Raw genomic sequence first — 26,342 nt, 5'->3', positions numbered from 1 at the left:
GTCTCCACCCGGTTCGTCAGGTCCCCGCCCGCAATCGCAGACAGCGCACCCGCAAACTCCGTCGTCGCCGAGTCAACCACCGCGTTGATCTCGTTGATGCCCTCGACGAGCTCCTTCAACGGTCCTTCCATGCCGCCGACCTCGGCCTTCCCCGCGAAATTGCCTTCGCGCGCATCGGCGACGATCGTGGCGACCTCGCCCAGCAACTTCTGGACATGGGCGGCCTGTTCGGCATCTGCGAGCATCGCGAGCTCGCGGTCGCGCCGATTGTTTTCGAGCGCCAGCGCGTTCTCGCGATAGGTTTCGAGTGCGCCGCTGAGCGCGCCGATCTCGTCGGGCGAGGGCGGGGCCGGAATCGCCTGGGAGAAATCGCCCTGCTGCATGCCGTCCAGCGCCGATTTCAGCGACACCAGGGGGCGAACGATGCGGCGCTGCACGCCGCGCCAGCTCATGACGCAGATCGCCAGCAGGGCGGCGAGGAGGAAGCCGACGATGCCGAGGCGCGTCCAAGCGGCCGTCAGCTTTGCCTGGGTCACGGCGGTCATGTCGTCCAGCGACTGGGTGACGGCGGAGACGATGGCCTCGAACGGCGCGTTGCATTGCTTCGTCCAGTCTTCGGCGGCGATGACCGGGCCGGGACCCTGGCCGAGCTTGCCGATCAACTGGTCCATGCTGCGGTTGGCTGCCTCGACCTGGGTGGCGGCGAGCCCGACCTTGCGAACGAGCTCCTCGCCGACGCCGGGGCGGGCGCTGAGCTGCTGGAGCTGGGCGAGGCTGGCGCCGGAGGCGCCGCGCAATTCGCCGAGCTTGCGCAGCTGGGCCGCTTCGAGCGGCTTGCCGGAGCCGAAGGCCGGGCGCAGCAGGGAGCACTGCGTGCCGTAGTTCGAGCGTACGCTCCAGCCGGCGGACTTGAAGCCCTGGAGGTCGGCCAAGACGGGATCGGCCATCCTTGCCGCGTTCGAGGTCGCGGCGGAAGCCTTGACGAGAGCGCCCTCGATCGCGCCAACGCCATTGTACCACGGCATCGTCGCCGCGAGGCTGCGCTGCGCCTTCGGCTTGGCGGCCTCGGCGTAGAGATCCTTGCTACGGCCTTCGTTCTGCTTTTCCTGAGCCTGCACGCCCTCGATCAGGGCGGCCCGGTCCGACAGATCCGTTGCCTTCAGCCGCGTCATCGCCTCGGCGATCCTGGCCTTGTTGGTCTGCTCGATCTCGCGAATGGTCTGCGCCGGATCGTCGGCGACCTGGATGCTCGTCTGCGCCTGGCCGCGATTGGTGCGGATGGCGTTGCCGGTCAGCAGCAAGGCCCTGTCCGCCTCGACGAGGTCGGCGAGGCGCATGTTGGTGTGGACCTGCTGGGCAGAGTTGTAGGCCAGATAGCCGAGAGCGCCGATTCCCGGCACGGACAGGCATGCCATGGTGGCCACGAGATAATGCTGGATGGAAGCCGGGAAGAATTTCACGAAAGACCCCGAAACGAGACACCGAACCGCGCGGCGGCGGCGCCTTCTGCACCGCTGCCCAATGTCAAGTTTCAGACAATTTGATTAAAATTTCTCCGTATCGCCGAATGTCCGCGACGCGTTCGCCGGATCAGGGCCCGGCTTGCCAGCGAGCCCGTTTCGGCGGCACCTTCGGAAGTCATGCATCGCCGTCTCGTCTTCGAGGAACCGTTTTCGCGCGCCGCCGTCTGGAGCCGTCGGCTGGCGCGCTTCTCGCTCGTCGTGCTCGGGCTCTCGCTTCTGCTGGTGCGGCTGCGGGAACCCAGCATCGAGGGGCTGGCGCCCGTCGCCGGGGCCTACCTCTTCGTGCTCGTGGCGCTTGGACTGGCGCTGCTCGCCTTCGTACGCATCTGGCAGAAGGGCCATCGCGGCGTCAGCATGGCGGCCGGCGCCCTGCTGCTTTGCCTCGTTTTGCTGGCGCCCGCCGGCTATGTCGGCTTCCTGCTCGCGACGCGGCCCGCCCTCGCCGACGTCTCGACCGATGTCGACGACCCGCCCGCCTTCAGCCGCTCGATGGCCGCGCTGACGGTGCGGCACGGGCGGGTCCCGCCCGAGATTCCACCGGAGCGCCGCCGCCTGCAGCGGCAGGCCTATCCCAAGATTGCGCCGATCGTTCTCGAGCAGCCGGCCGATGCTGCCTTCGCCCTCGCGCGCCGGGCGGCGAGGGCTCTCGGCTGGCAGATCATCGAAGTCTCCCATCCGGGCGGGCGTAGCGGCGCGGGGCGCATCGAGGCCGTGGCGCACGGACATCTCCTGCGCTTCGCGGAGGACATCACCATCAGGGTGAAGCCGCGCGTCGACGGCAGCCGCATCGACATCCGTTCCGCGTCGCGCATCGGCAGCCACGATCTCGGCGCGAACGCCAAGCGCATCTCGGCCTTCGCCGACGAGATCGACCTCTTGCTGGAGAAATAGACGCGGAATCAGGCGAGCCGGTAGCGGCTCGACAGACCTGGCACCGCATCGCTCGCGGCGACGAGGCCGCGCGCCACGAGGTCTTCGATCTGGGCCAGGACCGAAAGGGCCGCTGCGCCGTGCAGGGCCGGCGCAAGGCCCTGATAGATCGCGGGGACCATGGCCGCGATCGTCTCGTCGCCGGCCCCGATCCGATTGAGGACGGCAGCCTCGCGCTGGCGACGATGCTGCACGAGCCCGCGCAGGAAACGCTGCGGTTCCGTCACCGGGCCGCCATGGCCGGGCCGGTAGAGCCGGTGCGTCATGCCGCGCAGCTTCTCGATCGAGGCCATATAGGCCGCCATCGAGCCGTCGGGCGGGGCGACGATCGAGGTGGACCAGGCCATGACATGGTCCCCCGAAAACAGGGTTTCCTCCTCCGCCAGCGTATAGGCGAGATGATTCGCCGTGTGTCCGGGCGTCTCGACGGCTCTCAGGCTCCAGCCGGGGCCGGAGACCGCATCCGCGTCCCGCATCTGCCAGTCCGGGGCGAAGGCGCTGTCGGCGGCGGCGTCGAGCACCCGCTCCTCGCCCGGGCCAAGCGCGCGGGACGGGCGGTGCGGACCGCAGCCGACGACCCGGGCGCCGGTCGCGGCCTGCAGCGCCGGCACTGCGGGAGAATGGTCGCGATGGGTGTGGGTCACCACGATATGGCTCACCGTCTCGCCGTCGACCGCGGCCAGCAGGCGTGCCACGTGCCCCGCATCGTCCGGCCCGGGGTCGATGATGGCGACCGTCCCGCGGCCGATGATGTAACTGCAGGTACCGGTGAACGTCATCGGGCCGCTGTTGCCGGCGATGATCCGGCGCACGAGCGGGGACAGTTCGGCGACCTCTCCGGCCGGCGTCGTCTGCGTCCTGTCGAATGCGATGTCGTCGCTCATGATCCGGTTCCTGACGGCTGGGCGCTTGGCCGAGCGCTTCCCCTTGCCGAAGTGTCCGCCCCGTCCCGCAGGTCCGCAAGCTTGTGGCCCTTTGCCGCATTTTCTATAGACGGGAAAGCGGCCGCACGGCGCGGCCCATCGCAAGACAGGACATGAGACCATGGCCGACATGCTTCCCCTGCGGGCGTCGACCCTTGCAGGCCAGATCCTTCCCGCTACCCGGCCCCGTTCCGCATTGCTGCGCAATCTCGCCCTGGCTGTCGCCGGGAGCCTGCTGATGGTCGCGGCGGCGAAGATCAAGGTGCCGTTCTGGCCCGTGCCGATGACGCTGCAGACTCTGGCGGTCCTCGCGCTGGGAGCCGCCTACGGCCCCCGCCTCGGCGCCGCGACGATCGCGCTCTACGTCGCCTACGGTCTCGCTGGCCTGCCGGTCTTCACCAATACGCCGCCGCTCGCCGCCGGGCCGCTCTATCTCGCCGGCCCGACCGGCGGCTTCATCCTCGGCTTCGTGATCGCGGCCGCGGTCGCCGGCTGGGCCGCGGCGCGGGGTGCTTCGCTCGTCCGGCTCCTGGGCGGGTTGCTGCTGGCCGATCTCGCCCTGATGGTCGTCGGCTGCCTCTGGCTGGCCTTCGGCGCCCAGATGGCGGGCGGCGCGACCGGCGTCGGCCTTGCAAAGGCCTTCGCCTATGGCGTGCAGCCCTTCCTGCTCGGCGAGGCTCTCAAGACGGCGCTCGCCGCCTCCCTGGTCGGCGCCGGCTGGTCGCTGCTCGGCCGGCGCGGCTGAACACCTCGCTTCCGGAACGACGCAAAAAAGGCCGGGCTCACCACCCCGGCCTTTTCGACGAATGGTTGTCGCTGCGCGGCCAGCGCCCCGCAATCACTTGCCCGGTTCGCTGGCGCCGCAGCTCTTGGTGCCGGACATGCCGAAGAACGGGCCGAAATTGCCGCATTTGTCGCAGCCGGACAGCGTGAGGCCCAGGCCGAGAATGGCGACGAGAAGGGTGATGCGCTTCATGGAATTCGACGGCTCCGATTCATCCGGGCCGCAATCCTAGCGCATTTTTCCGCCCGGCCGTCTCGCGGAATGCTCCGACGAAGATTTGGCCGTGATCTCCGCGCCCGCTTGCGCCATGGGCGAACGCGTCGATAGGCCCGCGGCCAGCAAATCGGGAGCCGGGCGCGCCCGGCCTCGATATCAGAGGCCGCTCGCCAGCCACCCGAGGATGCCTGCGGCCGATACCGCGAACAGGGCGATCGCGGCTTTCGCGTCGCTGGGCCAATGGCGCATCATGCTTCGTCTCCGATCCTGGTCGACGTCGCAATAGTCATGCCATTTGACGGAGGGGTGACAGCCGGCCCGCACGCGGCAAGTGGTGTATGGTCGGCGGAATCACTCAGGCTGCGAGGGCCGGCGCAAAGGGCCGCATCGTCGCAACCGTCGCAAGGAAAGCCGGCGCATCATGGCATTGACCATCGGCATGGTCGCTCACGACCGCAAGAAGCCCGACCTCGCCGCCTGGGCGCAGGCCCATCTCGCGCTGATCGCCCGGCACAAGGTGGTGGCGACGGCGACCACGGGCTCCGTGCTGCAGCGCGCCGCGCCCGACCTGCCGATCAAGCTGGTCAAGAGCGGTCCGCTCGGCGGAGACCAGCAGATCGGCGCCATGATCGCCCAGGGCGAGCTCGACGTGCTGCTGTTCTTCCCCGATCCGCTCGAGGCGCAACCGCATGACGTCGACGTGAAGGCGCTGCTGCGGCTCGTACTGGTCTACGATATTCCCGCGGCATTCAGCCCCCGGACCGCGACCGCGCTGGCGCGGTCGGGCCTGTTCGAAGCCTAGGATCGGCGTCGACGCGGGCGCCGCTGGCGAGCTGCCTCCCGGGCCGCCGGATCAGTAGCGCGGGCGGTCGTAATAGCCGCGATGATGGCGGTAACCCGGCCGTGGACCGTAGCCATAGCCCGAGCGCGGGCCATAGCCGGGGCGGGGCCCGTAGCCGCGGTTCCTGTAGCCGTTCTGCCGGTCGATGCTGTTCTGGATGATCATCATCCGGCGCATCTTGGCGGCGCTCGCGGTGAATTCGGCAGGCTGCCGGTCCAAGTCACGAGCCATCGCCGCCGGCAGCGCCTCGTTGGCGAAGGCGGGCGCTGCCGCGCCGCTCACGCCGCCGGCGACCGCGAGGGAGCCCAGAAGGCCGAGGAGGGCGGGAAACTTCATGTCAGAACCTCAAGAGCTGCTGGCTCACGCCGCGTCGGACGTTCCGCCATCGGAGCGACCGCAGATCGCGGGAGCGCGTTCCACCGTGCCGTGGCAATGGTTGCCGAGAGGTTGCAACGAGGCGAGAGGCGTGGAAACGGGCGGCTCGGCGAGATCGGCGCCGCAATGACGAGCCAAGCCCTGCGAGGCGCGCCGCGGGGCAGTCTTCCAGACGCAGGCCGCGCGAGCCCGGAAGGGCCGGTCGCATAAGGCGCTACGATGTCTCGGGAAATTTTGGTCGGAGTGGCAGGATTTGAACCTGCGACCCCCTCGTCCCGAACGAGGTGCTCTACCAGGCTGAGCCACACTCCGATCAACTGGTGGCCGGCTTATAGCCAGCGTCGCGCCGCGGCGCAACAGGCTGTTTGCATGTTCCGGCGGAAATCTCGCGGAGGGCCCTGGACGGCTGAACCTGTGCACTCAAAGGCGGTTGCACCCGACAACGCCGCGTTCTAGAAGGCGCGACGCGTTGGGGCGTCGCCAAGTGGTAAGGCAGCGGTTTTTGGTACCGCCATTCGGAGGTTCGAATCCTCCCGCCCCAGCCAGGAAGGCTCCGAATTGGTTCCTGCGCCGGCCGCGACGGACCGGCGCAAGCGGCTTCGGGCTCAGATGCCCCTGATCAGCCCGCCATCGATGCGGATCTTGGCGCCGGTCACATAGCTTGCGCGTGCGCTGGCAAGGAAGGCCACGACGTCGGCGAACTCCTGGGGCGTGCCGTAGCGGCCGGCCGGGATGGTCGCCCGCGAAGCCTGCGCGACCGCTTCGCGCGTACCGCCGCTGCGGGCCGCCGCGGCATCGTCGAGCTGGTCGACCCGTTCGGTATGGATCCGGCCGGGCAGAACGACATTCACCGTGACGCCGCTGCCGGCGACCTCCGCGGCCAAAGTCTTCGACCAGCCGACGACGGCGGCTCGGATGCCGTTGGACAAGGCCAGCCTCGGAATCGGCTGCTCGACGCCGGAGGAGGCGATGGTGACGATCCGGCCGAAGCCGCGCTCCGCCATGCCTGGCAGCAGGCGTTGCGCCAGATGAAAGAGATTCGCGGCCATGGCCTCGAAGTGCTTCAGCCAGTCGTCCCGCCTGGCATCGCGCGCTTCGCCGGGCGGGGGACCGCCCGAGTTGCCGACGAGGATATCGACGCCACCCTCGGCGACGAGCTTGTCCGCCAGCGCATCGACCGAGGCGAGATCGGCGAGATCGAGCTTCGCCGCGCGGGCGCGAGCGCGCTGCTCGGCCGGCAGCGCCGCGATCCAGCCGTCGGTCACATCGTTGCCGCGCGCCGCGGCGATAACGTGCGCTCCTTCGGCCGCAAGGCTCCGCGCGATCGCGGCGCCGAGTCCGCGGCTCGCGCCCAGTACGAGCGCGCGCTTTCCGACGAGGCCCAGATCCATCAGCCGATCTCCTTCAGGCGCTGCTCCTGCCGCGCGATCAGCCGTTCGATATCGGCGATGTCCGCCTTGGACAATGCCCCGCCCGGCTTGCGCAGGGCGGCAGAGCCGATCGCGCCACGCTTCGCCAGCGTATATTTGCGGATGGCGAGACCGAGGCCCGGCTGCTGCTCGTAACGCGCGAGCGGCAGATAGGCGTCGAAGAGGTCATGTGCGCGCTCGACGCTTCCGGCGCTGTGCGCCTTCCAGACATCGACCATCATCTCGGGATAGGCGAAGCCGGTCATGGCGCCGTCGGCTCCGCGCGACAGTTCCTCCGGCAGGAACATGCCGCCATTGCCGACGAGGATCGAGATGCGCCGGCCGCCCTGGTCGCTGGCCGCGCGCAGCGCCGAGATCTTGGCGAGGCCCGGCCAATCCTCGTGCTTGAGCATGACGCAGGACGGATGGGCGGCGACGATCTTCAGGATCACGGCCGGCGTGATCTGGACCTGCGTCACCAGCGGGAAATCCTGCAGCACGAAGGGCGTCTTCGGGCCGAGCGTCTGTGCCACCATCGCGTAATAGGAGACGATCTGGTCGTCGGTGCGCAGATTGGAGGGCGGTGCGACCATGACGCCGGCGGCGCCGTCGCCCATCACGCTCTCGCTAAGCTCGGCCATCGCGGCGAAGCCCGCCGCCGAGACGCCGGCGACGACCGGCACGCGGCCATCGACGCGCTTCAGCACGCGACGCACGAAGACGCGGGATTCCTCGGCCGTCAGCTTGGGCGCTTCGCCCATCATGCCGAGCACGGTGAGGCCGGTCGCACCCTTCTCCAGGTAGAAATCGACCATGCGGTCGGTGCTGTCGAGATCGAGCGCGCCGGTTTCGGTGAAGGGCGTCACCGCGATGACGTAGACACCCTTCGCGGTTTCATCGAGCAGAGCCATGATCGTCCTCAGTTTCTGGGGCAAGAGGGCAGGGGCCGGCCGGCAGCAGCTTGCCGGGATTGAGCAGGCCCGCCGGGTCGAGCAAGTGTTTGAGCGAGCGCATCAGCTCGAGCTCGATCGGCGTCTTGCGCAGCGGCATCTCGTCGACGCGCAACTGGCCTATGCCGTGCTCGGCGCTGATCGAGCCGCGGCGGCGGCCGATTTCGTCATGGACGATACGGGTGAGCTCGGGCGCAAGCGCCGCGAAAGCCGCCGGGTCCTGCCCCTCGGCCGGCAGCAGGTTGTAGTGCAGGTTTCCGTCGCCGAGATGCCCGAAGACGATGGGGCGGACCCCCGGAGCCGCCGCCCGCACGGCTGCTTCCGTGGCCGCGACGAACTCGGCCATGGCCGAGATCGGCATGGAGACGTCGTGCTTGGCGGCCTTGCCGGCGCGCACGAGCGTCTCGGAGATACTTTCGCGGACGCGCCAGAATGCCCTGGCCTGCATGCCGTCCTGCGCCACGGCTGCGTCGATGACGAGGCCGGCGTCGACCCCGCCGATCAGCGTCGCCTCGAGCCTTTCGCCGAGGGCGGTCTCGTCGTCCTGATCCGACAATTCGATCAGCACCGCAGCGGGTGGCATCGCGGCGAGCGGCAGCCTTATCCCCTCCGCGTGGCGCAGGATCAGGGCGAGGCAGTCACCCGTCATGAACTCAAAGGCCGTCAGCCGGTCGCCGCAGCGGTTGCGGATCGCCGCCAGCAGCGCCAATGCCGCGTCGATGTCCTGGACCGCCACGAAGGCTGTGGCGCGGGCGCGGAGAGGCGCAAAGAGCTTGAGCACCGCCCCGGTGATGATGCCGAGCGTGCCTTCGGAGCCGACGAAGAGGTCCCGCAGGGCATAGCCGGTATTGTCCTTGCGCAGCGACGTCAGCCCATCCCAGATGCGCCCATCGGCCAGGACCACCTCGAGACCGAGGGTGAGTTCGCGCATCGTGCCGTAGCGCAGCACGGCGACGCCTCCCGCATTGGCGGCGAGGTTGCCGCCGATGGTGCAGCTGCCCTCGGCCCCGAGGCTGAGCGGGAAGAACCGCCCGGCTTCCTCCGCCGCCTGCTGCACCTTCGCCAGAACCACGCCCGCGTCGACGGCGATGGTGTTGCCGACCGTATCGATATTGCGAATGCTATTCAGTCTCGTGAGCGACAGGACGACGGCGCGCCCGGAGTTGTCGGGCGTCGCGCCGCCGGACATGCTGGTATTGCCGCCCTGGGCAACGACCGGTGCGTTGTGGCGTGCGCAGATGCGCATTGCGGCGGCGACCTCCGCGGTCGAGCCCGGGCGGATGACGGCGCGCGCGGCGCCGCGATACTTGCCGAGCCAGTCGCACAGTAACGGCGCCTTCTCCTCCGCGGAGACGAGAACATTCGCCTCGCCGAGGGCCCCGGCGAGTTCTGCAACCAGATCGTCCATGATTCAGTCCTTGCGGAGGGGGCGGCCGCCCCAGCCGAGCTGCACGCGCCCGATCGCCATGGTCACGGCGGCCTGCGTCGGCTCGACGACGGGTATGCCGAGTTCGCGCTCCAGCGGCTCGCGAAAGCGCGCCATGCCGGCACAGCCCATCACCAGCACGTCGGCATGATGGGTGTCGCGCAGGCTGCGTCCGACGGCGACCATGCGGCCGAGCGTCAGCGCATCGTCGGCCATCTCGGCGATGGTGAGATTCACCGGCAGGTCACCGGCGAAACGCCCCATCACCCCCATGGCCCCGAGATAGCGCAGATGGCGCGGGATCGAATTCTGCAGCATGGCAATGATGCCGAAGCGCGGCCCCAGCGTCAGGGCGGTCAACACTCCGGCTTCGGCGATGCCGAGAACGGGCCTTTCGCTCTGTTCGCGCAGGGCGTGCATGCCGGGATCCGAGAAGCAGGCGACGACGAAGGCGGCTGCACCGTCCTCCAGCCCGGCCGCTCGTCTCAGCAAGGCCGGGATCAGCCCATCGGCATCGCGCTGCGACTGGATGCCAGGCGGGCCTTCGGCCAGTGTCAGGCAGGTGATCGGCGGGCCGCCGGCCATGCGCAGCGGCGCGATGGCGGCCTCGATCTCCCGTGTCACGCGCTCGGTCGAGTTGGGATTGATGACGTAGATCGTGCCGCTCACGACGCTTCTCCTCCGGGCTTGCCGCCCATCCGGCCCTGCCAACCTGCGAGGGTCTGGCGCGGGACCTGGAAACGGTCGCGCAGGCTAACGTACCAATCGGCGCCGTGGAGCCGGCCGACGAGATCGAGTGCGTCGATATCGACATGCAGGCGTTCGTCGACGAGGCCGTCGCGGATGTGGAGATGGACGATCTCACCGACGACGAGATTGCGATGGCGCGTACCGAGCGAGAGCGAGACGGTCTCGCGGCATTCGAACTGGACGGGGGAGACCGCAAGGCGCGGTGCGGGAACGGAGCGGCCGGGAGCAGTGGCGAGGCCCGCGGCCGCAATCTCGTCGGTGCCGTCGGTAAAATCGATCGCGCAGACCTGCATGGCTTCGACCATGGCACGGTCGACGAGATTGACTACGAAGCTGCCGGTCTCGCGGATGTTGCGCATGGTGTCCTTCAAGGGCTCGTCGCTGCCGCCGCGGCCGTCGATGCCGAGCACGACCAGCGGCGGCGCATGGCTGAAGACGTTGAAGAAGCTGAAGGGCGCGGCATTGGCGCGCCCCTGCGCATCGACGGTGGTGACCAAGGCGATCGGGCGCGGCAGCACTGTGCTGACCAGGAGCTTGTAGAGATCGCGTTCGGCAAGATCGCTTGCGGCCCAGTCCATCGTCTCACCCCAGTTCGGTGTCGAGCAGGCGCACCGTCTCGGCCAGCACGCGGGCGCCGTTCCCGGCCTGGTCCGGCGTGATCGATTCCTCCGGCGCATGGCTGCGGCCTTCGAGGCAGGGGACGAAGATCATGCCGACCGGGCCGATAAAGGCGATATGGACGCCGTCATGGCCGGCACCGCTCGGCAGGTCGCGCGTCGCGAGTCCGAGCGAAGCCGAGGCATTGGCGATTGCCGTGCGAACCTCCGGCGCGCAGGCCGTCGGCGCGACATGGCTGATCGGCTCGACCGCGATCGTGAGACGCAGGTCTTCGAGGGCAGGGCGCAGATCGCGCACCAGCGCCTCGCCGAAGGCTTTCACCGCCGCCTCGTTGCCGGAGCGGACTTCGAGCGTCATCACGGCCTCTCCGGGCACGGCGTTCGCCGCATTGGGGCTGACCTCGATGCGCCCGAAAGTCGCGACGAGCGGCTGGTTGTCGCGCGAAGTCGCGAGCGCGCGCTTATAGGCGGCCTCGACGAGCTTGGCGGCGCCGACCAGCGCATCGGCCCGGAGCGGCATCGGCGTCGCGCCGGCATGGTCGGCCCGGCCGGTGACGATGATGCGCTCGCGGCGGATGCCGACGATATCGGTGACGATGCCGATCGGGATGCGCTCGTTCTCCAGCACGCGGCCCTGCTCGATATGGACCTCGACATAGGCCGCGATGCCGTCCGCCGGCCGCCTGACCGAGGCCAGTTCCGCCGGCTGCCCGCCGACGAAGGCAATGCCCTCGCGCAGCGTTATGCCGTCGGGCCGGATCAGCGCCAGATGCTCCTCGCTCAGCGTACCCGCGAGCGCGCGGCTGCCGATGCAGGAGAGGCCGAATTCGCTCGGCTCCTCTGCCAGGAAGTCCACGACCTCCAGCGTATGACGCAGGCGATCGCCGCGCTCGCTGAAGCTCTGCGCCACTTCCAGCGCGGCGAGCACGCCCAGGATGCCGTCATAGCGACCGCCGGAGGGCACCGTGTCCGAATGCGAGCCGATCAGGATCGGCTTCAGTGTGGGATCTGCGCCAGCCAGTCGGCCGATCAGGTTGCCGGCGGCGTCGAGCTCCGTCTCCAGCCCGGCCGCGCGGAACTCCGCCGCCAGCCATTCGCGCCCTTCGAGGAAGCGCGGTGTGAAGGAGCGGCGCGTCCAGGGGCGCTCCGGGTCGGTGATCTCGGAGAGTGCTTCGATGCGGCGCCAGAGCCGGTCCTGATCGATCGCCATGGCCGTCACGCCGCCGGTCGCAGGAAGCGGCCGTCGCCGGCCTTGTTGCTGATCGCCTTGCCGTCCCAGGCGAGCTGACCGCGCACATAGGTCGCGGCGACGCGGACGCGGAATTCGCGGCCCTCCATCGAGCTCCACTTCACCGCCGAGAGGCTCTTGCTGGGGTCGTGGATGAAGCGGCCGGGCTCCAGCACGGTGATATCGGCATCGGCGCCGGCTTCGAGCCGCCCCTTGTCGGCGAGCAGGAACGCCTTGGCCGGCCCTTCGCAGAGCTGCTTCACCACGATGGTCGGCGACAGGCCGTGTTCCTCGCAGCCGGTCCAGAGCGCCGGCAGCAGCGTCTCGATGCCCGGCCCGCCCGAGGTGTTCTTGAAGATCATCGGGTCGCCCTTCTTCTCCAGCCCCCAGGAGACGTGGTCCGACGAGATGAAGTCGCAATGGCCGGCGGCGAGATGGCTCCAGAGCAGGTCACTCTCGGCCTTCGGCCGGATCGGCGGGTAGTGCTTGATCTTGGCGCCGAACCGCGGGCCGTGCTCCTCGGCATTGAGCATGAAATACTGCACGCAGCTCTCGACCGTCGCCTTGTATCCGGCACGCTTGTACATGTTGCAGATCTCGAAGCCGCGCGAGGTCGAGACATGAACGGCGTGCGCCCGGGCGCCCGTCTCGGCGCCGATCTCGTAGATGCGGGCGGTGGCGAGGTTCTCGATCAGCGGCGTATGAGCGCGCAGGAACGCGTCGGGACCTGTATCGCCGGCCTCGATCAGCCGGGCGATATTGCGCCGGGTCATCTCCTGGTCCTGGTTGTGGACGCCGCAGAGCAGGCCGGTTGGCTCGATCAGCTTGAAGGCTTCGTAGAGCGTGTCGTCGCCGATGCGGGGAAAGCGTGTCGGATTGGCCTCGAAGGTCGAGAACTTGAAGGCGCAGGCGCCGGCCTCGACCAGGCCTGGAATGGCATGTAGGCCGTTCTCGATGGTGATCGTGGCATAGAGCGCGACATCGACATGCGCATCGCGCTCGACGACTGCGACCTTCTCGTTGAAGAGTTTTGCGTTGGTGACGGGCTCAGGCTCGTCATAGGGCATGTCGACCATCACGGTGACGCCGCCGGCGGCAGCCGCCCGCGAGCACATGCCGATGCCCTCATGATTGGCCTGGCTGCCGGAATGGACCTGCCCGTCAATCACGCCGGGGATGATCCACTGTCCCCGGAAATCCTGGGTCTCGCGGGCCGAAGGCGGCGTGCCCTGGCCGACCTTGCCGACCTTGCCGCCGCTGACGGCGACATAGCCGTCCTCGATGATCCGATCGGACAGCACGATATTGCCGCGAAGGACGAGGTCGAAATCGCTCATGGTCGGGGTATCCGGTTATCCTGCGTGTCGGCGGAAATGTGCGCTCAGCTTTCCCGGCCGAGCGCGTAATCGGTGAAGTTCATGCCGAGCGCCTTCTCCACGATCGGGTAGACGCTGGGGTCGGTGACGCTGGAGCTCAGCGGGATCTTGTTCTTGGGCACGCGCAGCACCGAGAGCTCCATGCCCTCGCGGACATGGCCGGAGCTGACCGGCTGGCCGTCGGTGTCGAGCGTGGTGATCACGTCCGGGAAGCAGGCATGGCGGGCGCCGTCGGGATCGGTCACCGCCATGTATTCGTTCATGACATGGATAGTGCGGGCAGCAGCCCCGGTGCCGACCTGGATCGTGCCGATATCGAAGGCCTCGTTGGTGTAGCGCACGTCCTTCTTCGCTACGGTGCCGCGCGCGATGATCGAGCCGCCGGTCTCGTCGCAGATCGCGTCGATCACGGCGCTGCCGCCCTTCGGCTTGGCGGCAAGGATGCGTTCGCCCAGCGCCAGCGCCATCGAGATGCCGCCGAGCGCGGCGTTCTTGCGGACATAGGCCGCCGAGACGGGATTGCGGCAGGAGGCGATGAAGCCGCCCGACATGTCCGAGGCCGTGCGCAGGATCGGCGAGACCTTGGCGGTCGCGCCGCGCGTCACCAGCTCGATATACTGGTTCTTCGAGCGGTTGCCGCCGACCGCGACTTGGATCGTCGCCTCCGGGCTGTTGGCGAGGCCGATCGAGCCCATGTCGCCGGTGGGATGGGCGCGGATGTCGCCGACCGCGTCGACCACCTTCACGCCGAGGATCGCGCTCGGCAGCCAGGCGTTCAGCGTGCTCGACATGCCGTTCTGTCCGATGATCAGGCCGTAGATCGGCTTGCCCAGGGCCTCCTGCAGGAGCTGCACGGCCTTGACATAGTCGATGCCCCACATCTCCCACTCGGTCGTGCCGCCGGGGGCGCCGATCGCAGCGGCGGTGGCGATGATCGCGTCGTCGGGAATCTCGTCCATCGTGACGAGCTCTGGCCTGCCGGTATTGACCGCGGCGGTGCCGAGCATGCGGCCGTGATCGGCCCAGCCGCCGCCGCCCGCCGCGAAGACCGAGCCGCCGGCAACCGCGGCTTCGACATCCCTGCTCGTCAGAAAGCGTCTCATCGGCCAGCCTCGTCCCTCATGCCCCGGTCGTTGCCGGTAGAGCCGAGCTTAGAGCGCTAGGCGCGAAATGAATCATGCTTATTATGCGGCCGACCATAATCGGATGTTATTTCCATGCGCCTCAATCTCCGGCAGATCGAAGTCTTCCGGGCCATCATGATCACCGGCTCGATCAGCGGCGCCGCCCGGCTGCTCTCCGTCTCGCAACCGGCGATCAGCCGTCTCCTGGCCTACACGGAAGATCGTCTGGCGCTGCGCCTGTTCGAGCGCGTGCGCGGCCGCGTGCAGCCGACGCCGGAGGCACGTCGCCTTTTCCAGGAGGTCGACCAGGTCCATCAGGGCGTCGTGCGGGTCAACGAGCTCGCCGACGAACTGCGCGAGCGCGGCACCGGCTCGGTGCGGATCGTCGCGAGCCCGAGCGTCGGCCAGGCGCTGGTGCCGGACGCCATCGCCCGACTGCGCGAGCGCTTTCCCGATCTGCGGGTCGAGTTCGAGGTGCTGACGCTGCTGGAGATCGTCGCCAAGGTGGTGGCCGGGCGGGCGGACCTCGGCGTCTCGATCCTGCCGGTCGACGAGCCCACGCTCGACACGGAGGTCCTGACCGAGGGGCGCCTGATGGTGATCATGCCGCGAGATCACGCGCTGGCGCGGTTGCGCGTCGTCCGCCCGGCCGATCTCGCTCCGCACCCGCTGATCGGCTTCGGACCACAGACGCCCTATGGCGACATCGTCGGGCGCGCGCTCGCCCTCAAGTCCGCGCCGCTGCGGATCAGCACGGTCGTCCGCTTCACGCCGGTCGCCTGCGCCATGGTTCGGGCCGGGGCGGGCGTCGCCGTCGTCGACGAGTTCGTGCTGCGGGGGCGAACATGGCCGGAGCTGGTGTCGCGTCCGCTGGCGCCCAAGGCACGGGTGCGCGCCCATCTGCTGACGCCTCGTTTCGAACCGCTGTCGCGGACGGCGGGCGCCTTCGTCGAGATCCTGAAGGGGATGGTGCCCGCCCTGCCAAAAGCGGCGGAGACCGGCGAGTCCGCTTAACATGAGGTTATGGAAGCCCGACAACAAATAATTGGCAGGGCATGATTCCAGCCTGTTAGGCTTCGCTCCAGAGCTGGCGGGATTGTTGCAAGAAGAGGGGTGCGGCAATCGCGGCGGGCCGTCGCAAAACGGGAGCGGGAAGCATGACACTGAATTCGATCGGGAAGGCGCGCGCCGCCATCGGAGGGCTGGCTCTGGCCGTCCTCGTAACGGTGCCGGCCATGGCGCAGGACGCGGACCACCCGCAGAACGAGAAGCTGAAGGTCGCCTGCGACCTGGGTTTCGCGCCGTTCTGCTTCAAGACCGCAGCCGGGGAGATCACCGGGTTCACCTACGACATGTCGGCGGCGCTGGCCAAGAAGCTCGGGCGCCCGGGCATCGACGTGACGGATTCGAACTTCTCGGCGATCTTCGCCGGCCTGTTCTCCAAGCGTTACGAGATGATTCCGGCGCCGACCAACATCACCAAGGAACGGGCCGCGCAGATGCTGTTCAGCGAGCCCTACATGCCGACGGGGCTGGGCTTCCTGGTCAAGAAAGGCGGCAAGATCGCCAGCCTCGACGAGCTGAAGGGCAAGGCGATCACGGTCAACAACGGCTCGATCTCGGACAAGTGGCTGACCGACAACGAGGCGAAGTACGGGTACACCATCCAGCGCTACAACAAGAACGCGGACGCGGTGCAGGCCGTGATGATCGGGCGCGCCTTCGCCAATGTCGCCGACGTGCCGGTCTCGCGCTACGTCGCGACGCAGACGCCGATGGCCGAGGTCGCCTTCGTGCTGAACAGCGGCAACAACTTCGGCATCGCCTTCCGCAAGGAGGATACGGCCTTCCGCGCCAAGGTCGAGCTGGCGCTGGAGTGCCTGAAGACGGATGGAACGCTCGCGAAGATCCATGAGAAGTGGTTCGGCGTGAAGCCGGACGCCGCTTCCTCGACCGCGACGGTCTATCCGGGCACGGGTGCACCGGGCTTCGAAGGCTACGACGCCACCGAGCACAAGGCCGAGTGCAAGTGAGGCAGCCCGCCATGACGGCCGCGTCGCCCGATGCGATCGTTTCGATCGAGGGGCTGCGCAAGAGCTTCGGCAATGTCGAGGTTCTGCGCGGCGTCGACCTCAAGGTCGGCAAGGGCGAGGCCGTCGTGATCGTCGGTTCCTCCGGTTCGGGCAAGAGCACCTGCCTGCGCTGCATCAACCGGCTTGAGGAACCGACGGCGGGCACGATCCGCCTTGGCGGGCAGGAGGTTACCGGCCCCAAGGTCGATCTCGACCGCCTGCGCCGCGGCATCGGCATGGTCTTCCAGGGCATCCATCTCTACCCGCACAAGACGGCGCTGGGGAACGTCACCCTGGCGCTGCGCAAGGTCGTCGGCCTCGGCAAGGCGGAGGCCGAACAGAAGGCCCGCCACCATCTCGACGTCGTCGGCCTCGCCCACAAGGCAGACGCCTATCCGGCCGAGCTCTCCGGCGGCCAGCAGCAGCGCGTCGGCATCGCCCGCGCGATGGCACTGGAGCCGCAGGTCATGCTGTTCGACGAGCCGACCTCGGCGCTCGATCCGGAGCTCGTCGGCGAGGTGCTGAACGTCATGGTCCGCACCAAGGAGATGGGCATGACCATGATCGTGGTCACGCATGAGATGAAGTTCGCGCGCGATGTCGCCGACCGCGTCGTCTTCATGGATCACGGCGCGATCCTGGCCGAAGGCACGCCGCAGGAGATACTCGTCAGCCCGCAGCACCAGCGCATCCGCGACTTCGTGATGCGCTCGCACGGCTGACGGACGGCCATGGACCAGATCGTCCGCTATTTCTTCGATTTCTCGCTCATGTCGGCCTACTGGCCCGACATCCTGCGCGGCTTCCTCATCACCATCGAGATGTCGATCCTGACGGTCGTCATCGGCATTCCTCTGGGGCTCGCGCTGGCGATCCTGCGGCTCTATGGCATCCGGCCGCTGAACTGGCTGATCATCTTCTACATCGACTTCTTCCGGGCGATCCCGCAGCTCGTCCTGATCGTGCTGGCCTATTTCGCGCTGCCCTATTTCGGACTGGTGCTGGAGCCGTTCACGGCGACGGTGCTGGCCCTGGCGATCGTGCTCTCGGCCTTTTCCGAGGAGATCTTCTGGGCGGGGATCAACGCCGTGTCGAAAGGGCAGTGGGAGGCGGGGCGCTCGACCGGCCTCAGCTTCAGCAAGACACTGACCTACATCGTGCTGCCGCAGGTGGTGCGCATCTCGATCCCGCCGCTGACCAACCGCGCCATCGGCATCAGCAAGGGCACGACGCTGGGCTCGGTCGTAGCCGTGCCGGAACTTCTCAACGTCACCTCGAGCATCCAGTCCAATGTCGCCAATCCGACGGCGCTGACCGTCGGTGCTTTGCTCTTTCTGCTGCTGTTCCTGCCGTTCGTGCGCTTCACGCGCTGGCTGGAACACGCCTATGCCCATCCGAGGTCGTGATGAACGAGTTCGTCACCACCTTCCTGAATCTCGACATTCTCGCCCAGGTCTGGCCGCTGCTGCTGCAGGGCTTCTGGATGACCCTGGCTCTGGCTGCGGTCGCCGTGCCCCTTTCGGTGCTCACCGGGATCGCTATCGCGATGGCACAGGACGTCCCCAGCAAGCTGCTGCGCTTCGTGCTGATCGCCTATGTCGATGTGCTGCGTGCCATCCCGCCGCTTGTGCTGCTGATCTTCATCTTCTTCGGCCTGCCGTTCCTTGGCCTGAAGCTGAACGAGTTTACCGCAGCCGTGCTGGCTCTGACGCTGAATGGTTCGAGTTATTTCGCAGAGATATTCCGTGCCGGCATCGAGTCCGTGCCGAAGGGCCAGCGCGAGGCGGCACGCTCGACAGGGCTGAGCTGGTTCCAGAGCATGGCCTATTTTGTGGTGCCTCAGGGTACGCGCAACGTGCTGCCCGATCTGATCAGCAATACCGTCGAACTGGTGAAGCAGACCTCGATCGCCTCGGCCGTGGCTTTGCAGGAGCTGCTGCGCTCGGCCCAGCTCGCCCAGGGCCTGCTCTACAATCCGACGCCGCTGATCGCGGCGGCGATCGTCTACTTCCTGATGTTCTGGCCCTTTGTACGGTTGGTTTCGCGGCTGCAGAACCGCACGGCGATGTCGGCCGCGTGAGGCAGCGGCGGGGCGCCCGCGTCAGGGCGCGATTTGGAAGAGGCGGGTGATGCGGTTCGGACTGGTCTCGGCGAGGAAGATGTCGCCGGCCAGTCCGAGCCACAGGCCATGCGCACCGTTGAGGACGGGACGGCAGCGGCCGAGCAGGGCGCCATCCGCCGAAAGCAGGCTCAGCGTCGGGATGGAATCGCAGACATAGATGCGGTCCTGGGCATCGGCGACGACATCCTGCGGGCGCAGGAAGGCATCCCAGACCGCCAGAAGCTCGCCCTCGGCGGTGAAGCTCTGCACGCGGCTATTCTCGCGATCGGCGACGATGACGCGCCCGTCGCCGAGCACGCAGATGCCGTGTGGCGTCAGGAAGGCGCCCGGAGCCGTCCCGACCGAGCCCCAGCTCGCGATCAGCCTGCCGCCGGCATCGAAGCGATGAATGCGGCCGTTGCCGTAGCCGTCGGTAACGTAGAAGCCGCCATCGGGTGCGAAGGCGATGTCGCTGGGGTGGTTGAAGGGCCGGCCTGGCCGGTGGCTCTCGCCGATCTGCTGACGAACATGGCCTTCGGCGTCGCAAAAGAAAATGCGATGGGCATCGCGGTCGACGATGGCGAGGCCGTCGTCGGGCGTCGTCGCGATCTTGTGGGCGTCGACGCAGAGTCTTTCGCCCCAGCTCCGGATGAAGCAGCCGTCATTCCCGAGCGTGACGAGGCACGGCCCTTCGGGATCGACGGCGCTGTCGCGGCGCAAAAGAACATGCACCAGCCCGTCCTTGCCGACCGTGAGATCGGTGATCCGACCCGACGTTGCAGGCAGGGCGCCCCACGGGCGCTCGATGCCGTAGAGCCTGTCGCCGAGCGCGACGCGCAGTTCCGTCTTCATCCTGGCCTTGCCGCTGTCCAGCGTGCAGCCGCCCGGCGGTTTCGGCCGCGCATGGCGCATTGGGAGAGTTCAGGCACCTTCGGGTTTTCCGAGCGGAGCGCCGACGCCGGTCCGTTCGGTGATCAGGCCGTAGTGCTCGACGCGGCGATGGCGGGCGAAATCGAAGATCGTCGCCTTGCCGAAGCGCGTCTCGTCGAGATCGCAGGCATGGACCAGCACGCCGTCCTCTTCATGGTCGAGCTCGCCGACGATCTTGCCGTCCGGCGCCGCAATCAGGGTGCCGCCGAAGAGATGGTGGCCGTCCTCGTCGCCGGCCTTGGCGACGGCCACGACCCAGGTCGAGTTCTGGTAGGCGCCGGCCTGCACCGACAGACGATGGTGGAACAGCCGGTCCGCCGTCGTTTCGTTGGGAGATTGGGAGTTGGCCGAAGGCGTGTTGTAGCCGAGCACGACCAGTTCGACGCCCTGCAGGCCCATGACGCGATAGGTCTCGGGCCACCGACGGTCGTTGCAGATCGCCATGCCGACCAGACCGCCCTCGAACTCCCAGACCGGGAAGCCGAGGTCGCCGGGCTCGAAATAGCGCTTTTCGAGATGCTGGTGCGTGCGCTCGGGGTCGAGCTCGACATGGCCCGGCAGGTGTACCTTGCGATATTTGCCGGCGATGCGGCCGCTGCGATCGACCAGAATCGAGCTGTTGAAATGGCGTCCTTCCGGCGTGAGCTCGGCATAGCCGAAGCTCATGGCCATGCCGAGCTGCTTTGCCTTATCGAAGAGCGGCTGCGTTTCCGGGCCAGGCATGCGCGACTCGAACCAGTGATCCGCCGCTGCACGGTCCTCATGATACCAGCGCGGGAAGAACGTGGTGAGCGCCAACTCGGGATAGACGATGAAGTCCGCCCCTTGCGCAGCGGCCGCCTCCATGAGTGCGATCATGCGGGCGACGACCTGCCCGCGGCTGTCCGCCCGCTGGATCGGGCCCAACTGAGCGGCGGCGACTGTGACGATGCGTGACACGGATATTCCTGATCGACTGAAACGCCGGAGCGGTTCACCGGCACGGTCGGTCCGCTGGTGAAACATGCCCGAGCGCGGCTTTGCCAAGATGGCCCTGTACGGGGCCATGCCAGCATTAATTCGCTGCCGCCCATTCTTCATATGCTTTGTTCGATGGCATCCATAATCTGTCATTATGATTGCCCGGGCGGCTGGCTTGCCGCCTCGCGACCGATCGCCGATGCGGCGCTGCCCGCGATTGGCTATTCCCGAAAATCATCGATGCCCGTGCCGGAGCGGGCGAGGAGCCCTTGTCCATGATCCTGGTTTGCGGTGAAGCGCTGGTCGATCTCTTCGTCTCCGCGCCGGAAGCGGGCGAGATGCCCGCGCGAGCGGTTGCCGGCGGCTCGCCGTTCAATCTGGCGATCGGCCTGGCGCGGCTCGGCGTCCCGACGGCCTTTCTCGGCGGCCTGGGGCGGGACCGCTTCGGCACCTTCCTCGCCGAGCGGCTGGAGGGCGAGGGGGTCGACGGGCGCTTTCTGGTCAGGCGGGACGAGAGGCCAACCACCATATCGGCCATCGTCACGGCGCCGGACGGGCAGCCAGCCTATTCCTTTCACGGGGAAGGCGCCGCCGATCGCTGGCTGGAACCCGCCGACCTGCCTGCAGGGCTGCCGCCGGAGATCACCGCACTGACCTTCGGCTCCTATACCATGGCGGTCGAGCCGGTCGGCTCGACGCTCGCCGCGCTGGCCACTCGCGAAGCCGGGCGGCGCGTCATCAGCGTCGACCCCAATCTGCGGCCGGCGGTAGTCGGGAGCACGAGGCGCTGGGCCGAGGCGGCGGAGTGGTTCTATCGGGCGGCGACGATCATCAAGGCGAGCGACGAGGATATCCGCACCGCCTGGGAGGGGCAGGTCTCGATCGAGCAGGCGGCGGCCTACTGGATGGAGCTGGGCGCTGCGCTTGTGGTCGTGACGCAAGGGGCGGCCGGTGCGACGGCGTTCTGCAGGGCGGGGCGGATATCGACTGCGGGGCTTGCCGTCGAGGTGGTCGATACGGTCGGTGCCGGCGACAGCTTCCACGCAGCCTTGTTGGCGTGGCTCGTTGAGGCCGGGCGGATGAGCCGGGACGCGATCGCAGCCCTCGATCTCCCGTCGCTTTCGGACCTGCTCGCCTGTGCCACCGCGGCCGCGGCTGTGACCGTCACGCGGCGCGGTGCCGATATGCCGAGGAGGATGGAGCTGCGCGCCTTGACGGGGCCTCGCGCGGCGCCCGGCTGAGCAGGCGCTTCCTCCCGGAGGCGACGGCCGCGACATCACGTCACGGCAGAAGGTCACCATGCCGCCGCCACGCCAGTTGGCGAGATCGAGCATGTATAATATATAGATGCTTATGACCAGCACGCCTAAGATGCCGCCGCCGACCGTGGGCTTTCTGCTCCACGATGTCGCGCGTCTTCTGCGCAAGCGCTTCGAGCAGCATGCGCGCGACTTCGGGCTCACCCGGTCGCAATGGCAGGTGCTCGCCTATCTCGACCGCAACGCCGGCATCCAGCAAGGCGCCCTGGCCGAGCTGATGGACGTCGAACCGATCACGGTCGGACGCATTCTCGACAAGCTCGAGAGTTGCGGGCTGGCGGAACGCCGGCCGCACGCCACCGATCGGCGCATCTGGCAGCTCTATCTCACCGAGAAGGCCGGGCCGAAGCTTGAAGAGATGCGCACGCTCGGCGAGCTGACGCGCGCCGAGGCATTCGGGGAGATTCCGGCGGCCGAACGAGCCCGGCTCCTCGACACGCTGGAACGCATGAAGACGAATCTCACGGCCGCCTGCCAGATGCCGGCCGCCGAAAGGCAGACGCGAAATGGATGATGCAGCCCGAAAGGCCGATACGGGTGCCCAGACTCCGGCCAATGACCAGTCCGAGCCGGCTTCCCCAGGCAATGTGACGGAGATGAAGCGGCCGGAGGCCAGGACATCGCCCGGGCCGACGGCTTCGCACGGATCAACTGCTCCGCGAGCCGAAACGGTGGCAAAGGAGCAGGGCGAGATGCAGGCGCCCGCTGCCGCACAAGCGGCGGCGCCGCGGCACCGGCGCAACCGCACGCGGCGCGTCCTGTTCGCCCTGCTGCCGGTCGCGCTCGTGATCGGCGGCTACTACTACGTCGCCGGCGGCCAGGTGATGTCGACCGACAACGCCTATGTGCAGGCCGACATCCTCGGCGTTTCGACCGATGTCGCCGGCATCGTCAGCGAGATCGACGTCCGCGACAACCAGGCGGTGAAGGCCGGCGACGTCCTGTTCCGGCTCGACGACAAGCCGTTCCGCTTCGCGCTGGAGCGAGCCGATGCGCAGATCGGCGTCGTCCGCAACGATCTCGAGGCGCTGAAGGCCAGCTACAAGGGCATGCAGAGCCAGATCGAGCAGGCCCATACCGACATCGCCTTCTACGAGACCGCCTTCAAGCGCCAGCAGGACCTCGCGACCAAATCGGTGGCCTCGCAAGCGACCTACGACCAGGCCAAGCACGATCTCGACAGCGCCCGGCTCAAGCTCTCCCAGCTCGAGAGCCAGCTTGCCGGAATCGCCGCCAGCCTGAACGGCAAGCCGGACGCTCCGGTCGAAGAGCATCCGCGCTACAAGGACGCCGTCGCGGCGCGGGCCGAGGCGCAACGCCAGCTCGACCACGCGACGGTGCGTGCGCCGATGAACGGCGTCGTCACCAATGTGCCGGCGCTGCAGAAGGGCCAGTATCTCGAGGCGGCGACCAACGCCTTCAGCCTGGTCTCCAACGACCATGTCTGGATCCAGGCGAATCCGAAGGAGACGGAACTGACCTGGGTGAAGCCCGGCCAGAAGGCCGAGGTCTATGTCGACACCTATCCGGACGCGATCTGGAAGGGCTCGGTGGACAGCATCAGCCCCGCTTCGGCGGCGAGCTTCTCTCTGCTGCCCGCGCAGAACACGAGCGGCAACTGGGTCAAGGTGGTGCAGCGCATCGCGATGCGGGTGAAGATCGAAACGCCAGCCGGCGAGCCGCGATTGCGCGCCGGGATGAGTGTGACGCTCGACGTCGACACCGGCCATGCCCGCGGCCTGCCGAGCTTCATCTCCGACGCCTTCGGCAAGAGCAAGACCAGGTAAAGAGGCCAGCCATGGCTAGTGCAGCCGCCACGGCCGGGACGCCGCCCGTCGCCAATCGCGGCGCGATCACGGCTTGCGTGATCCTGGCGGTCATCATGCAGGCGCTGGACACCACGATCGCCAATGTCGCGCTGCCCTATATCCAGGGCAGCGTCTCGGCGAGCGCCGACCAGATCAACTGGGTCCTGACCTCCTACATCGTCGCGGCCGCGATCATGACGCCGCCCTCGGGCTTCCTGGCCGCGCGCTTCGGCCGCAAGCGCGTCTTGTCCGCCGCGATCATCGGCTTCGTCGTCGCCTCGATCCTGTGCGGCGCGGCGCAGTCGCTGACGCAGATCGTCGGCTTCCGCCTGCTCCAGGGATTTTTCGGCGCTGCGCTGGTGCCGCTCTCGCAGAGCATCCTGCTCGACATCTACACGCCGGAAGAACGGGGCCAGGCCATGGCGCTGTTCGGCGTCTCGGTGATGGTCGGACCGGTGCTGGGCCCGGTCCTCGGCGGCTGGCTGACCGACAACATCTCCTGGCGCTGGGTGTTCTACATCAACCTGCCGCTCGGCATTCTGGCGCTGGCAGGCGTCTCGATCTTCGTCACCGAGACCAAGTCGAGCGCGCTGGCCAAGCTCGACTGGATCGGCTTCGGCGCGCTCAGCATCGCGATCGCGGCGCTGCAACTCTTCCTCGACCGCGGCGCGCAGCTCGACTGGTTCGATTCCTTCGAGATCATCGTCGAGGCGACCGTCTGCGCGGCGGCGCTGTACATTCTCGTCGTGCACACCTTCACGGCGCAAAACTCGTTCATCAAGCCGCGGATGTTCCTCGACCGGAACTTCAACGTCGGGCTGGTCTTCATCTTCATCGTCGGCATCTGCTACCTGGCCTCGCTCGCGCTGCTCACTCCGTTCCTGCAGACCCTGCTGGGCTATCCGGTGGTGACGGCCGGGATCATCATGGGGCCGCGGGGCCTCGGCACAATGGCCTGCATGTTCGTGGTCGGACGGTTGATCGGCAAGGTCGACACGCGCCTGCTGCTGGGCGCGGGCCTGCTCGTGAGCGCCTGGGCCATGTACGACATGGCCGGCTGGACGCCGGACGTGTCGCAGCAGCGCATCATGCTGACGGGCTTCGTGCAGGGTGGCGGCCTCGGCCTGCTCTTCGTGCCGCTGACGACCATCACCTTCGCGACGCTGCCGGCCGAATACCGCGGCGACGGCACCGGCCTCTACAACCTCTCGCGCAATATCGGCTCCAGCGTCGGCATCTCGCTGGTCAGCTACCTGCTGACCCGCAACCTGCAGGTGAACCATGCCGAGATCGCCAATTATGTGACGCCGTTCAACCGCGTGTTCGAGACGCCGGCGATCAAGCACGCCTGGGACCCGACGACGCTGGCGGGGCGGGCGGCGCTTGACGAAGTGATCACGCGCCAGGCGACGATCATCGCCTATATCGACGACTTCAAGCTCCTGATGGTGCTGTGCCTGGCGGCTCTGCCGTTCCTGGCGTTGCTGAGAACGCCGCGCCAGCAGGCCGGCCCCGCCGACGATCAAGCCATGGTGATGGAGTAAGCCGCTTCCGGCGCCCCGAGGAGCTGCGCTTTTGCGGAAGGGGGCTACCCGAGCCGTCACGAGACCGCTTGAAATTTACCCTGCGTCATTTCTCGGCTTGCGCTTTGCGCGCGTCTCGCATTGGATCGAGGGGTGGCGTAGCGTCTTTCCGGATTGTTAACGATAAGAGTTGGTTCTCATGCGATCGATGCGTGTCCGGCCGCCCGTGACGGCGCCGATCCGGATGCCCTCCGTACGGGACATTCCACGCCCCGCGAACGACAACCATCGCGTTGCCGGCGAGACGAGGATGAGCCTGCTGGTCGGCCGTTCGCTGCTGATCGCCGGCTTTCTCGCCATGATCGGCGCCATCGCAGCCCTGCTCGGATGGCTCGGCCAATTCGCCTGGAAGGCGCTGCACTGAAGCCCGCCGGTCCGGCCTCGCGCAAGCACCGGATCGGATTGCCCCAAAACGCATCATCCACGAGCCGTGCCGGCTTCGACGGATGACTAAAGTTTTAACGAAGTCGCCGCTTGCTAGCCGTTGCGACGGCGGGGCCGCGTCCCTGCCGCTCCCTCGGACAATGCGGAGGCAGCATGACGCCGGATTCGATCGAAGAGCAGATTGAACGCGCCGTCCAGGCCGATGTCGCCCGGCTCGACACGGGGCTCGAGGAGGCGCTGCGCCGCAGCGAGAATGCCGGAGAGGCGGTATTCCTGTTCGGCAGCGACCGGGCGACGGTTCACGCGTTGAGCGCCCATCTCCGTTCTGGGTGGCCGCGATTACGCCTGGTCGGCGTTTGCGATGCGGAGCCCGCCGGTCCGGCCGCTGCCGTACCGGCGCGGATCGCGGCGTGCGCGCCGGACATGGTCATCGCGGACATCGCACCGAAGCGTCATCGCGCCCTTATCGCGGAATTCGCCTCCTGCGGATTGCACACCGGGCTGGTCAATCTGCCGGGCACCTTCGCCCGCTATGTCTCCACCCATCCGGGAGTCGCCGGCGATGTCGCATCCGCCCGGTCGCGGCTGCCCGTCCGGGTCGCCCGGTCGCTCGGGGAACTCGCCGGGATCATGCGCCAGTTCGTCCACGGCGCCATTCACGGGCATAGGGTCCAAGCCTACCAGGCCATGCGGCACGACGGCTGAGCCCGCCC

Annotated in this window: 28 protein-coding genes and 2 tRNA genes; 15 read left to right on the top strand and 15 right to left on the bottom strand. The window is 67.8% G+C overall.

The window, feature by feature from the left end; translation table 11 throughout:
* Window positions 1–1,460, bottom strand: a 1,460-nt coding sequence (locus BGO20_RS16915; protein ID WP_299858387.1) for a HAMP domain-containing protein, incomplete at its 3' end; no start/stop codon positions are given.
* 180 nt (window positions 1,461–1,640) lie between these two features.
* On the opposite strand from BGO20_RS16915, the gene BGO20_RS16910 reads away from it, so the two are divergent.
* Complete coding sequence (locus BGO20_RS16910; RefSeq protein ID WP_291659974.1) at window positions 1,641–2,414, top strand: DUF1499 domain-containing protein; 774 nt, start codon at window positions 1,641–1,643, stop codon at window positions 2,412–2,414.
* Between the two features lie 8 nt (window positions 2,415–2,422).
* On the opposite strand, the gene BGO20_RS16905 is transcribed toward BGO20_RS16910, so the two are convergent.
* The gene (locus tag BGO20_RS16905; RefSeq protein WP_291659975.1) at window positions 2,423–3,337 is read right to left on the bottom strand and encodes an MBL fold metallo-hydrolase; all 915 of its coding nucleotides are present in this window, start codon (window positions 3,335–3,337) and stop codon (window positions 2,423–2,425) included.
* A 160-nt stretch (window positions 3,338–3,497) separates the two neighbouring features.
* On the opposite strand from BGO20_RS16905, the gene BGO20_RS16900 reads away from it, so the two are divergent.
* Window positions 3,498–4,121 (top strand): biotin transporter BioY, encoded by a 624-nt coding sequence (locus tag BGO20_RS16900; protein ID WP_291659976.1) that lies wholly within the window; start codon window positions 3,498–3,500, stop codon window positions 4,119–4,121.
* A 93-nt stretch (window positions 4,122–4,214) separates the two neighbouring features.
* On the opposite strand, the gene BGO20_RS16895 is transcribed toward BGO20_RS16900, so the two are convergent.
* The gene (locus BGO20_RS16895; protein ID WP_291659977.1) at window positions 4,215–4,352 is read right to left on the bottom strand and encodes a hypothetical protein; all 138 of its coding nucleotides are present in this window, start codon (window positions 4,350–4,352) and stop codon (window positions 4,215–4,217) included.
* 445 nt (window positions 4,353–4,797) lie between these two features.
* Here BGO20_RS16895 and BGO20_RS16890 point away from each other — a divergent pair, with 445 nt between their 5' ends.
* The gene (locus BGO20_RS16890) at window positions 4,798–5,178 is read left to right on the top strand and encodes a methylglyoxal synthase (protein WP_291659978.1); all 381 of its coding nucleotides are present in this window, start codon (window positions 4,798–4,800) and stop codon (window positions 5,176–5,178) included.
* Between the two features lie 51 nt (window positions 5,179–5,229).
* Here BGO20_RS16890 and BGO20_RS16885 read toward each other — a convergent pair whose 3' ends face one another.
* Both BGO20_RS16885 and BGO20_RS16880 read right to left on the bottom strand, forming a co-directional pair.
* Window positions 5,230–5,553: a hypothetical protein gene (locus tag BGO20_RS16885; RefSeq protein WP_291659979.1), complete on the bottom strand. Its 324-nt coding sequence runs from the start codon at window positions 5,551–5,553 to the stop codon at window positions 5,230–5,232.
* A gap of 274 nt (window positions 5,554–5,827) precedes the next feature.
* Window positions 5,828–5,904, bottom strand: a tRNA-Pro gene (locus tag BGO20_RS16880).
* 158 nt (window positions 5,905–6,062) lie between these two features.
* On the opposite strand from BGO20_RS16880, the gene BGO20_RS16875 reads away from it, so the two are divergent.
* Window positions 6,063–6,137 (top strand) — tRNA-Gln (locus tag BGO20_RS16875).
* 60 nt (window positions 6,138–6,197) lie between these two features.
* Here BGO20_RS16875 and BGO20_RS16870 read toward each other — a convergent pair.
* Genes BGO20_RS16870 through BGO20_RS16835 form a run of 8 tightly spaced genes read right to left on the bottom strand, consistent with a single transcriptional unit; the run spans window position 6,198 to window position 14,451 of the window.
* Complete coding sequence (locus BGO20_RS16870; protein ID WP_291659980.1) at window positions 6,198–6,983, bottom strand: SDR family oxidoreductase; 786 nt, start codon at window positions 6,981–6,983, stop codon at window positions 6,198–6,200.
* Window positions 6,983–7,912, bottom strand: a complete 930-nt coding sequence (locus BGO20_RS16865; RefSeq protein ID WP_291659981.1) for a dihydrodipicolinate synthase family protein — start codon at window positions 7,910–7,912, stop codon at window positions 6,983–6,985. The genes BGO20_RS16870 and BGO20_RS16865 overlap by 1 nt, the downstream gene beginning before the upstream one ends.
* Window positions 7,896–9,359 carry an FAD-binding oxidoreductase gene (locus tag BGO20_RS16860; protein ID WP_291659982.1) on the bottom strand — a complete coding sequence of 488 codons (1,464 nt, stop codon included), beginning with the start codon at window positions 9,357–9,359 and terminating at the stop codon, window positions 7,896–7,898. Before BGO20_RS16860 ends, BGO20_RS16865 begins: the two co-directional genes overlap by 17 nt.
* 3 nt (window positions 9,360–9,362) lie before the next feature.
* The gene (locus BGO20_RS16855) at window positions 9,363–10,046 is read right to left on the bottom strand and encodes an aspartate/glutamate racemase family protein (protein ID WP_291659984.1); all 684 of its coding nucleotides are present in this window, start codon (window positions 10,044–10,046) and stop codon (window positions 9,363–9,365) included.
* Window positions 10,043–10,705 carry a flavin reductase family protein gene (locus BGO20_RS16850; protein WP_291659986.1) on the bottom strand — a complete coding sequence of 221 codons (663 nt, stop codon included), beginning with the start codon at window positions 10,703–10,705 and terminating at the stop codon, window positions 10,043–10,045. Before BGO20_RS16850 ends, BGO20_RS16855 begins: the two co-directional genes overlap by 4 nt.
* Before the next feature lie 4 nt (window positions 10,706–10,709).
* Complete coding sequence (locus BGO20_RS16845; protein WP_291659989.1) at window positions 10,710–11,954, bottom strand: Zn-dependent hydrolase; 1,245 nt, start codon at window positions 11,952–11,954, stop codon at window positions 10,710–10,712.
* Between the two features lie 5 nt (window positions 11,955–11,959).
* Window positions 11,960–13,309: a dihydroorotase gene (locus tag BGO20_RS16840; RefSeq protein ID WP_291659990.1), complete on the bottom strand. Its 1,350-nt coding sequence runs from the start codon at window positions 13,307–13,309 to the stop codon at window positions 11,960–11,962.
* A 44-nt stretch (window positions 13,310–13,353) separates the two neighbouring features.
* Window positions 13,354–14,451 (bottom strand): DUF917 domain-containing protein, encoded by a 1,098-nt coding sequence (locus BGO20_RS16835; protein ID WP_291659992.1) that lies wholly within the window; start codon window positions 14,449–14,451, stop codon window positions 13,354–13,356.
* A 114-nt stretch (window positions 14,452–14,565) separates the two neighbouring features.
* Here BGO20_RS16835 and BGO20_RS16830 point away from each other — a divergent pair, with 114 nt between their 5' ends.
* The 5 genes from BGO20_RS16830 (at window position 14,566) to BGO20_RS16810 (ending at window position 18,624) form a co-directional block, all read left to right on the top strand.
* Window positions 14,566–15,486, top strand: a complete 921-nt coding sequence (locus tag BGO20_RS16830) for a LysR family transcriptional regulator (RefSeq protein ID WP_291659994.1) — start codon at window positions 14,566–14,568, stop codon at window positions 15,484–15,486.
* Between the two features lie 143 nt (window positions 15,487–15,629).
* A complete protein-coding gene (locus tag BGO20_RS16825) occupies window positions 15,630–16,505 on the top strand; it encodes a substrate-binding periplasmic protein (RefSeq protein ID WP_291659995.1) in 876 nt (291 codons plus the stop codon).
* An 11-nt stretch (window positions 16,506–16,516) separates the two neighbouring features.
* Window positions 16,517–17,266: an amino acid ABC transporter ATP-binding protein gene (locus BGO20_RS16820; RefSeq protein ID WP_291659996.1), complete on the top strand. Its 750-nt coding sequence runs from the start codon at window positions 16,517–16,519 to the stop codon at window positions 17,264–17,266.
* A 9-nt stretch (window positions 17,267–17,275) separates the two neighbouring features.
* Window positions 17,276–17,950: an amino acid ABC transporter permease gene (locus BGO20_RS16815; RefSeq protein ID WP_291659997.1), complete on the top strand. Its 675-nt coding sequence runs from the start codon at window positions 17,276–17,278 to the stop codon at window positions 17,948–17,950.
* On the top strand, window positions 17,950–18,624 hold the full coding sequence (locus tag BGO20_RS16810) for an amino acid ABC transporter permease (RefSeq protein WP_291659998.1): 675 nt from the start codon (window positions 17,950–17,952) through the stop codon (window positions 18,622–18,624). The genes BGO20_RS16815 and BGO20_RS16810 overlap by 1 nt, the downstream gene beginning before the upstream one ends.
* A gap of 21 nt (window positions 18,625–18,645) precedes the next feature.
* On the opposite strand, the gene BGO20_RS16805 is transcribed toward BGO20_RS16810, so the two are convergent.
* Window positions 18,646–19,557, bottom strand: a complete 912-nt coding sequence (locus tag BGO20_RS16805) for an NHL repeat-containing protein (RefSeq protein WP_291660000.1) — start codon at window positions 19,555–19,557, stop codon at window positions 18,646–18,648.
* Window positions 19,558–19,566: 9 nt separating this feature from the next.
* Window positions 19,567–20,514 (bottom strand): N-carbamoyl-D-amino-acid hydrolase, encoded by a 948-nt coding sequence (locus BGO20_RS16800; protein WP_291660002.1) that lies wholly within the window; start codon window positions 20,512–20,514, stop codon window positions 19,567–19,569.
* Between the two features lie 296 nt (window positions 20,515–20,810).
* Between BGO20_RS16800 and BGO20_RS16795 the strand changes: the two genes are divergently transcribed.
* From BGO20_RS16795 to BGO20_RS16770, 6 genes are all read left to right on the top strand, one after another.
* Entirely contained in the window at window positions 20,811–21,776 is a 966-nt protein-coding gene (locus BGO20_RS16795) for a carbohydrate kinase family protein (protein ID WP_291660003.1), read from the top strand.
* 112 nt (window positions 21,777–21,888) lie between these two features.
* Complete coding sequence (locus BGO20_RS16790) at window positions 21,889–22,368, top strand: MarR family winged helix-turn-helix transcriptional regulator (protein ID WP_291660004.1); 480 nt, start codon at window positions 21,889–21,891, stop codon at window positions 22,366–22,368.
* 178 nt (window positions 22,369–22,546) lie between these two features.
* Window positions 22,547–23,641, top strand: a complete 1,095-nt coding sequence (locus tag BGO20_RS16785) for an HlyD family secretion protein (protein ID WP_291660005.1) — start codon at window positions 22,547–22,549, stop codon at window positions 23,639–23,641.
* A gap of 11 nt (window positions 23,642–23,652) precedes the next feature.
* Window positions 23,653–25,206 carry a DHA2 family efflux MFS transporter permease subunit gene (locus BGO20_RS16780; RefSeq protein ID WP_291660006.1) on the top strand — a complete coding sequence of 518 codons (1,554 nt, stop codon included), beginning with the start codon at window positions 23,653–23,655 and terminating at the stop codon, window positions 25,204–25,206.
* Between the two features lie 178 nt (window positions 25,207–25,384).
* The gene (locus tag BGO20_RS16775) at window positions 25,385–25,609 is read left to right on the top strand and encodes a hypothetical protein (RefSeq protein ID WP_299858376.1); all 225 of its coding nucleotides are present in this window, start codon (window positions 25,385–25,387) and stop codon (window positions 25,607–25,609) included.
* A gap of 173 nt (window positions 25,610–25,782) precedes the next feature.
* On the top strand, window positions 25,783–26,334 hold the full coding sequence (locus BGO20_RS16770) for a WecB/TagA/CpsF family glycosyltransferase (protein WP_291660008.1): 552 nt from the start codon (window positions 25,783–25,785) through the stop codon (window positions 26,332–26,334).
* The last annotated feature ends 8 nt before the right edge of the window (window positions 26,335–26,342 follow it).

Origin of the sequence: Allobosea sp. 67-29 (assembly GCF_001898115.1) — a bacterium.
GTDB lineage: Bacteria > Pseudomonadota > Alphaproteobacteria > Rhizobiales > Beijerinckiaceae > Allobosea.
The sequence above is the reverse complement of the archived record's forward strand: the minus strand, read 5'-3'. Positions and strand labels throughout refer to the sequence as shown.

Bases quoted from the DNA above. Each gene is read 5' to 3' on its own strand.
- BGO20_RS16845 (WP_291659989.1), bottom strand. From the start codon at position 11,954: ATGGCGATCGATCAGGACCGGCTCTGGCGCCGCATCGAAGCACTCTCC.
- BGO20_RS16775 (WP_299858376.1), top strand. From the start codon at position 25,385: ATGCGATCGATGCGTGTCCGGCCGCCCGTGACGGCGCCGATCCGGATG.
- BGO20_RS16780 (WP_291660006.1), top strand. From the start codon at position 23,653: ATGGCTAGTGCAGCCGCCACGGCCGGGACGCCGCCCGTCGCCAATCGC.
- BGO20_RS16835 (WP_291659992.1), bottom strand. From the start codon at position 14,451: ATGAGACGCTTTCTGACGAGCAGGGATGTCGAAGCCGCGGTTGCCGGC.
- BGO20_RS16785 (WP_291660005.1), top strand. From the start codon at position 22,547: ATGCAGGCGCCCGCTGCCGCACAAGCGGCGGCGCCGCGGCACCGGCGC.
- BGO20_RS16885 (WP_291659979.1), bottom strand. From the start codon at position 5,553: ATGAAGTTTCCCGCCCTCCTCGGCCTTCTGGGCTCCCTCGCGGTCGCC.
- BGO20_RS16900 (WP_291659976.1), top strand. From the start codon at position 3,498: ATGGCCGACATGCTTCCCCTGCGGGCGTCGACCCTTGCAGGCCAGATC.
- BGO20_RS16865 (WP_291659981.1), bottom strand. From the start codon at position 7,912: ATGGCTCTGCTCGATGAAACCGCGAAGGGTGTCTACGTCATCGCGGTG.
- BGO20_RS16770 (WP_291660008.1), top strand. From the start codon at position 25,783: ATGACGCCGGATTCGATCGAAGAGCAGATTGAACGCGCCGTCCAGGCC.
- BGO20_RS16850 (WP_291659986.1), bottom strand. From the start codon at position 10,705: ATGGACTGGGCCGCAAGCGATCTTGCCGAACGCGATCTCTACAAGCTC.
- BGO20_RS16805 (WP_291660000.1), bottom strand. From the start codon at position 19,557: ATGCGCCATGCGCGGCCGAAACCGCCGGGCGGCTGCACGCTGGACAGC.
- BGO20_RS16825 (WP_291659995.1), top strand. From the start codon at position 15,630: ATGACACTGAATTCGATCGGGAAGGCGCGCGCCGCCATCGGAGGGCTG.
- BGO20_RS16910 (WP_291659974.1), top strand. From the start codon at position 1,641: ATGCATCGCCGTCTCGTCTTCGAGGAACCGTTTTCGCGCGCCGCCGTC.
- BGO20_RS16895 (WP_291659977.1), bottom strand. From the start codon at position 4,352: ATGAAGCGCATCACCCTTCTCGTCGCCATTCTCGGCCTGGGCCTCACG.
- BGO20_RS16840 (WP_291659990.1), bottom strand. From the start codon at position 13,309: ATGAGCGATTTCGACCTCGTCCTTCGCGGCAATATCGTGCTGTCCGAT.
- BGO20_RS16795 (WP_291660003.1), top strand. From the start codon at position 20,811: ATGATCCTGGTTTGCGGTGAAGCGCTGGTCGATCTCTTCGTCTCCGCG.
- BGO20_RS16830 (WP_291659994.1), top strand. From the start codon at position 14,566: ATGCGCCTCAATCTCCGGCAGATCGAAGTCTTCCGGGCCATCATGATC.
- BGO20_RS16820 (WP_291659996.1), top strand. From the start codon at position 16,517: ATGACGGCCGCGTCGCCCGATGCGATCGTTTCGATCGAGGGGCTGCGC.
- BGO20_RS16815 (WP_291659997.1), top strand. From the start codon at position 17,276: ATGGACCAGATCGTCCGCTATTTCTTCGATTTCTCGCTCATGTCGGCC.
- BGO20_RS16790 (WP_291660004.1), top strand. From the start codon at position 21,889: ATGACCAGCACGCCTAAGATGCCGCCGCCGACCGTGGGCTTTCTGCTC.
- BGO20_RS16870 (WP_291659980.1), bottom strand. From the start codon at position 6,983: ATGGATCTGGGCCTCGTCGGAAAGCGCGCGCTCGTACTGGGCGCGAGC.
- BGO20_RS16890 (WP_291659978.1), top strand. From the start codon at position 4,798: ATGGCATTGACCATCGGCATGGTCGCTCACGACCGCAAGAAGCCCGAC.
- BGO20_RS16860 (WP_291659982.1), bottom strand. From the start codon at position 9,359: ATGGACGATCTGGTTGCAGAACTCGCCGGGGCCCTCGGCGAGGCGAAT.
- BGO20_RS16810 (WP_291659998.1), top strand. From the start codon at position 17,950: ATGAACGAGTTCGTCACCACCTTCCTGAATCTCGACATTCTCGCCCAG.
- BGO20_RS16905 (WP_291659975.1), bottom strand. From the start codon at position 3,337: ATGAGCGACGACATCGCATTCGACAGGACGCAGACGACGCCGGCCGGA.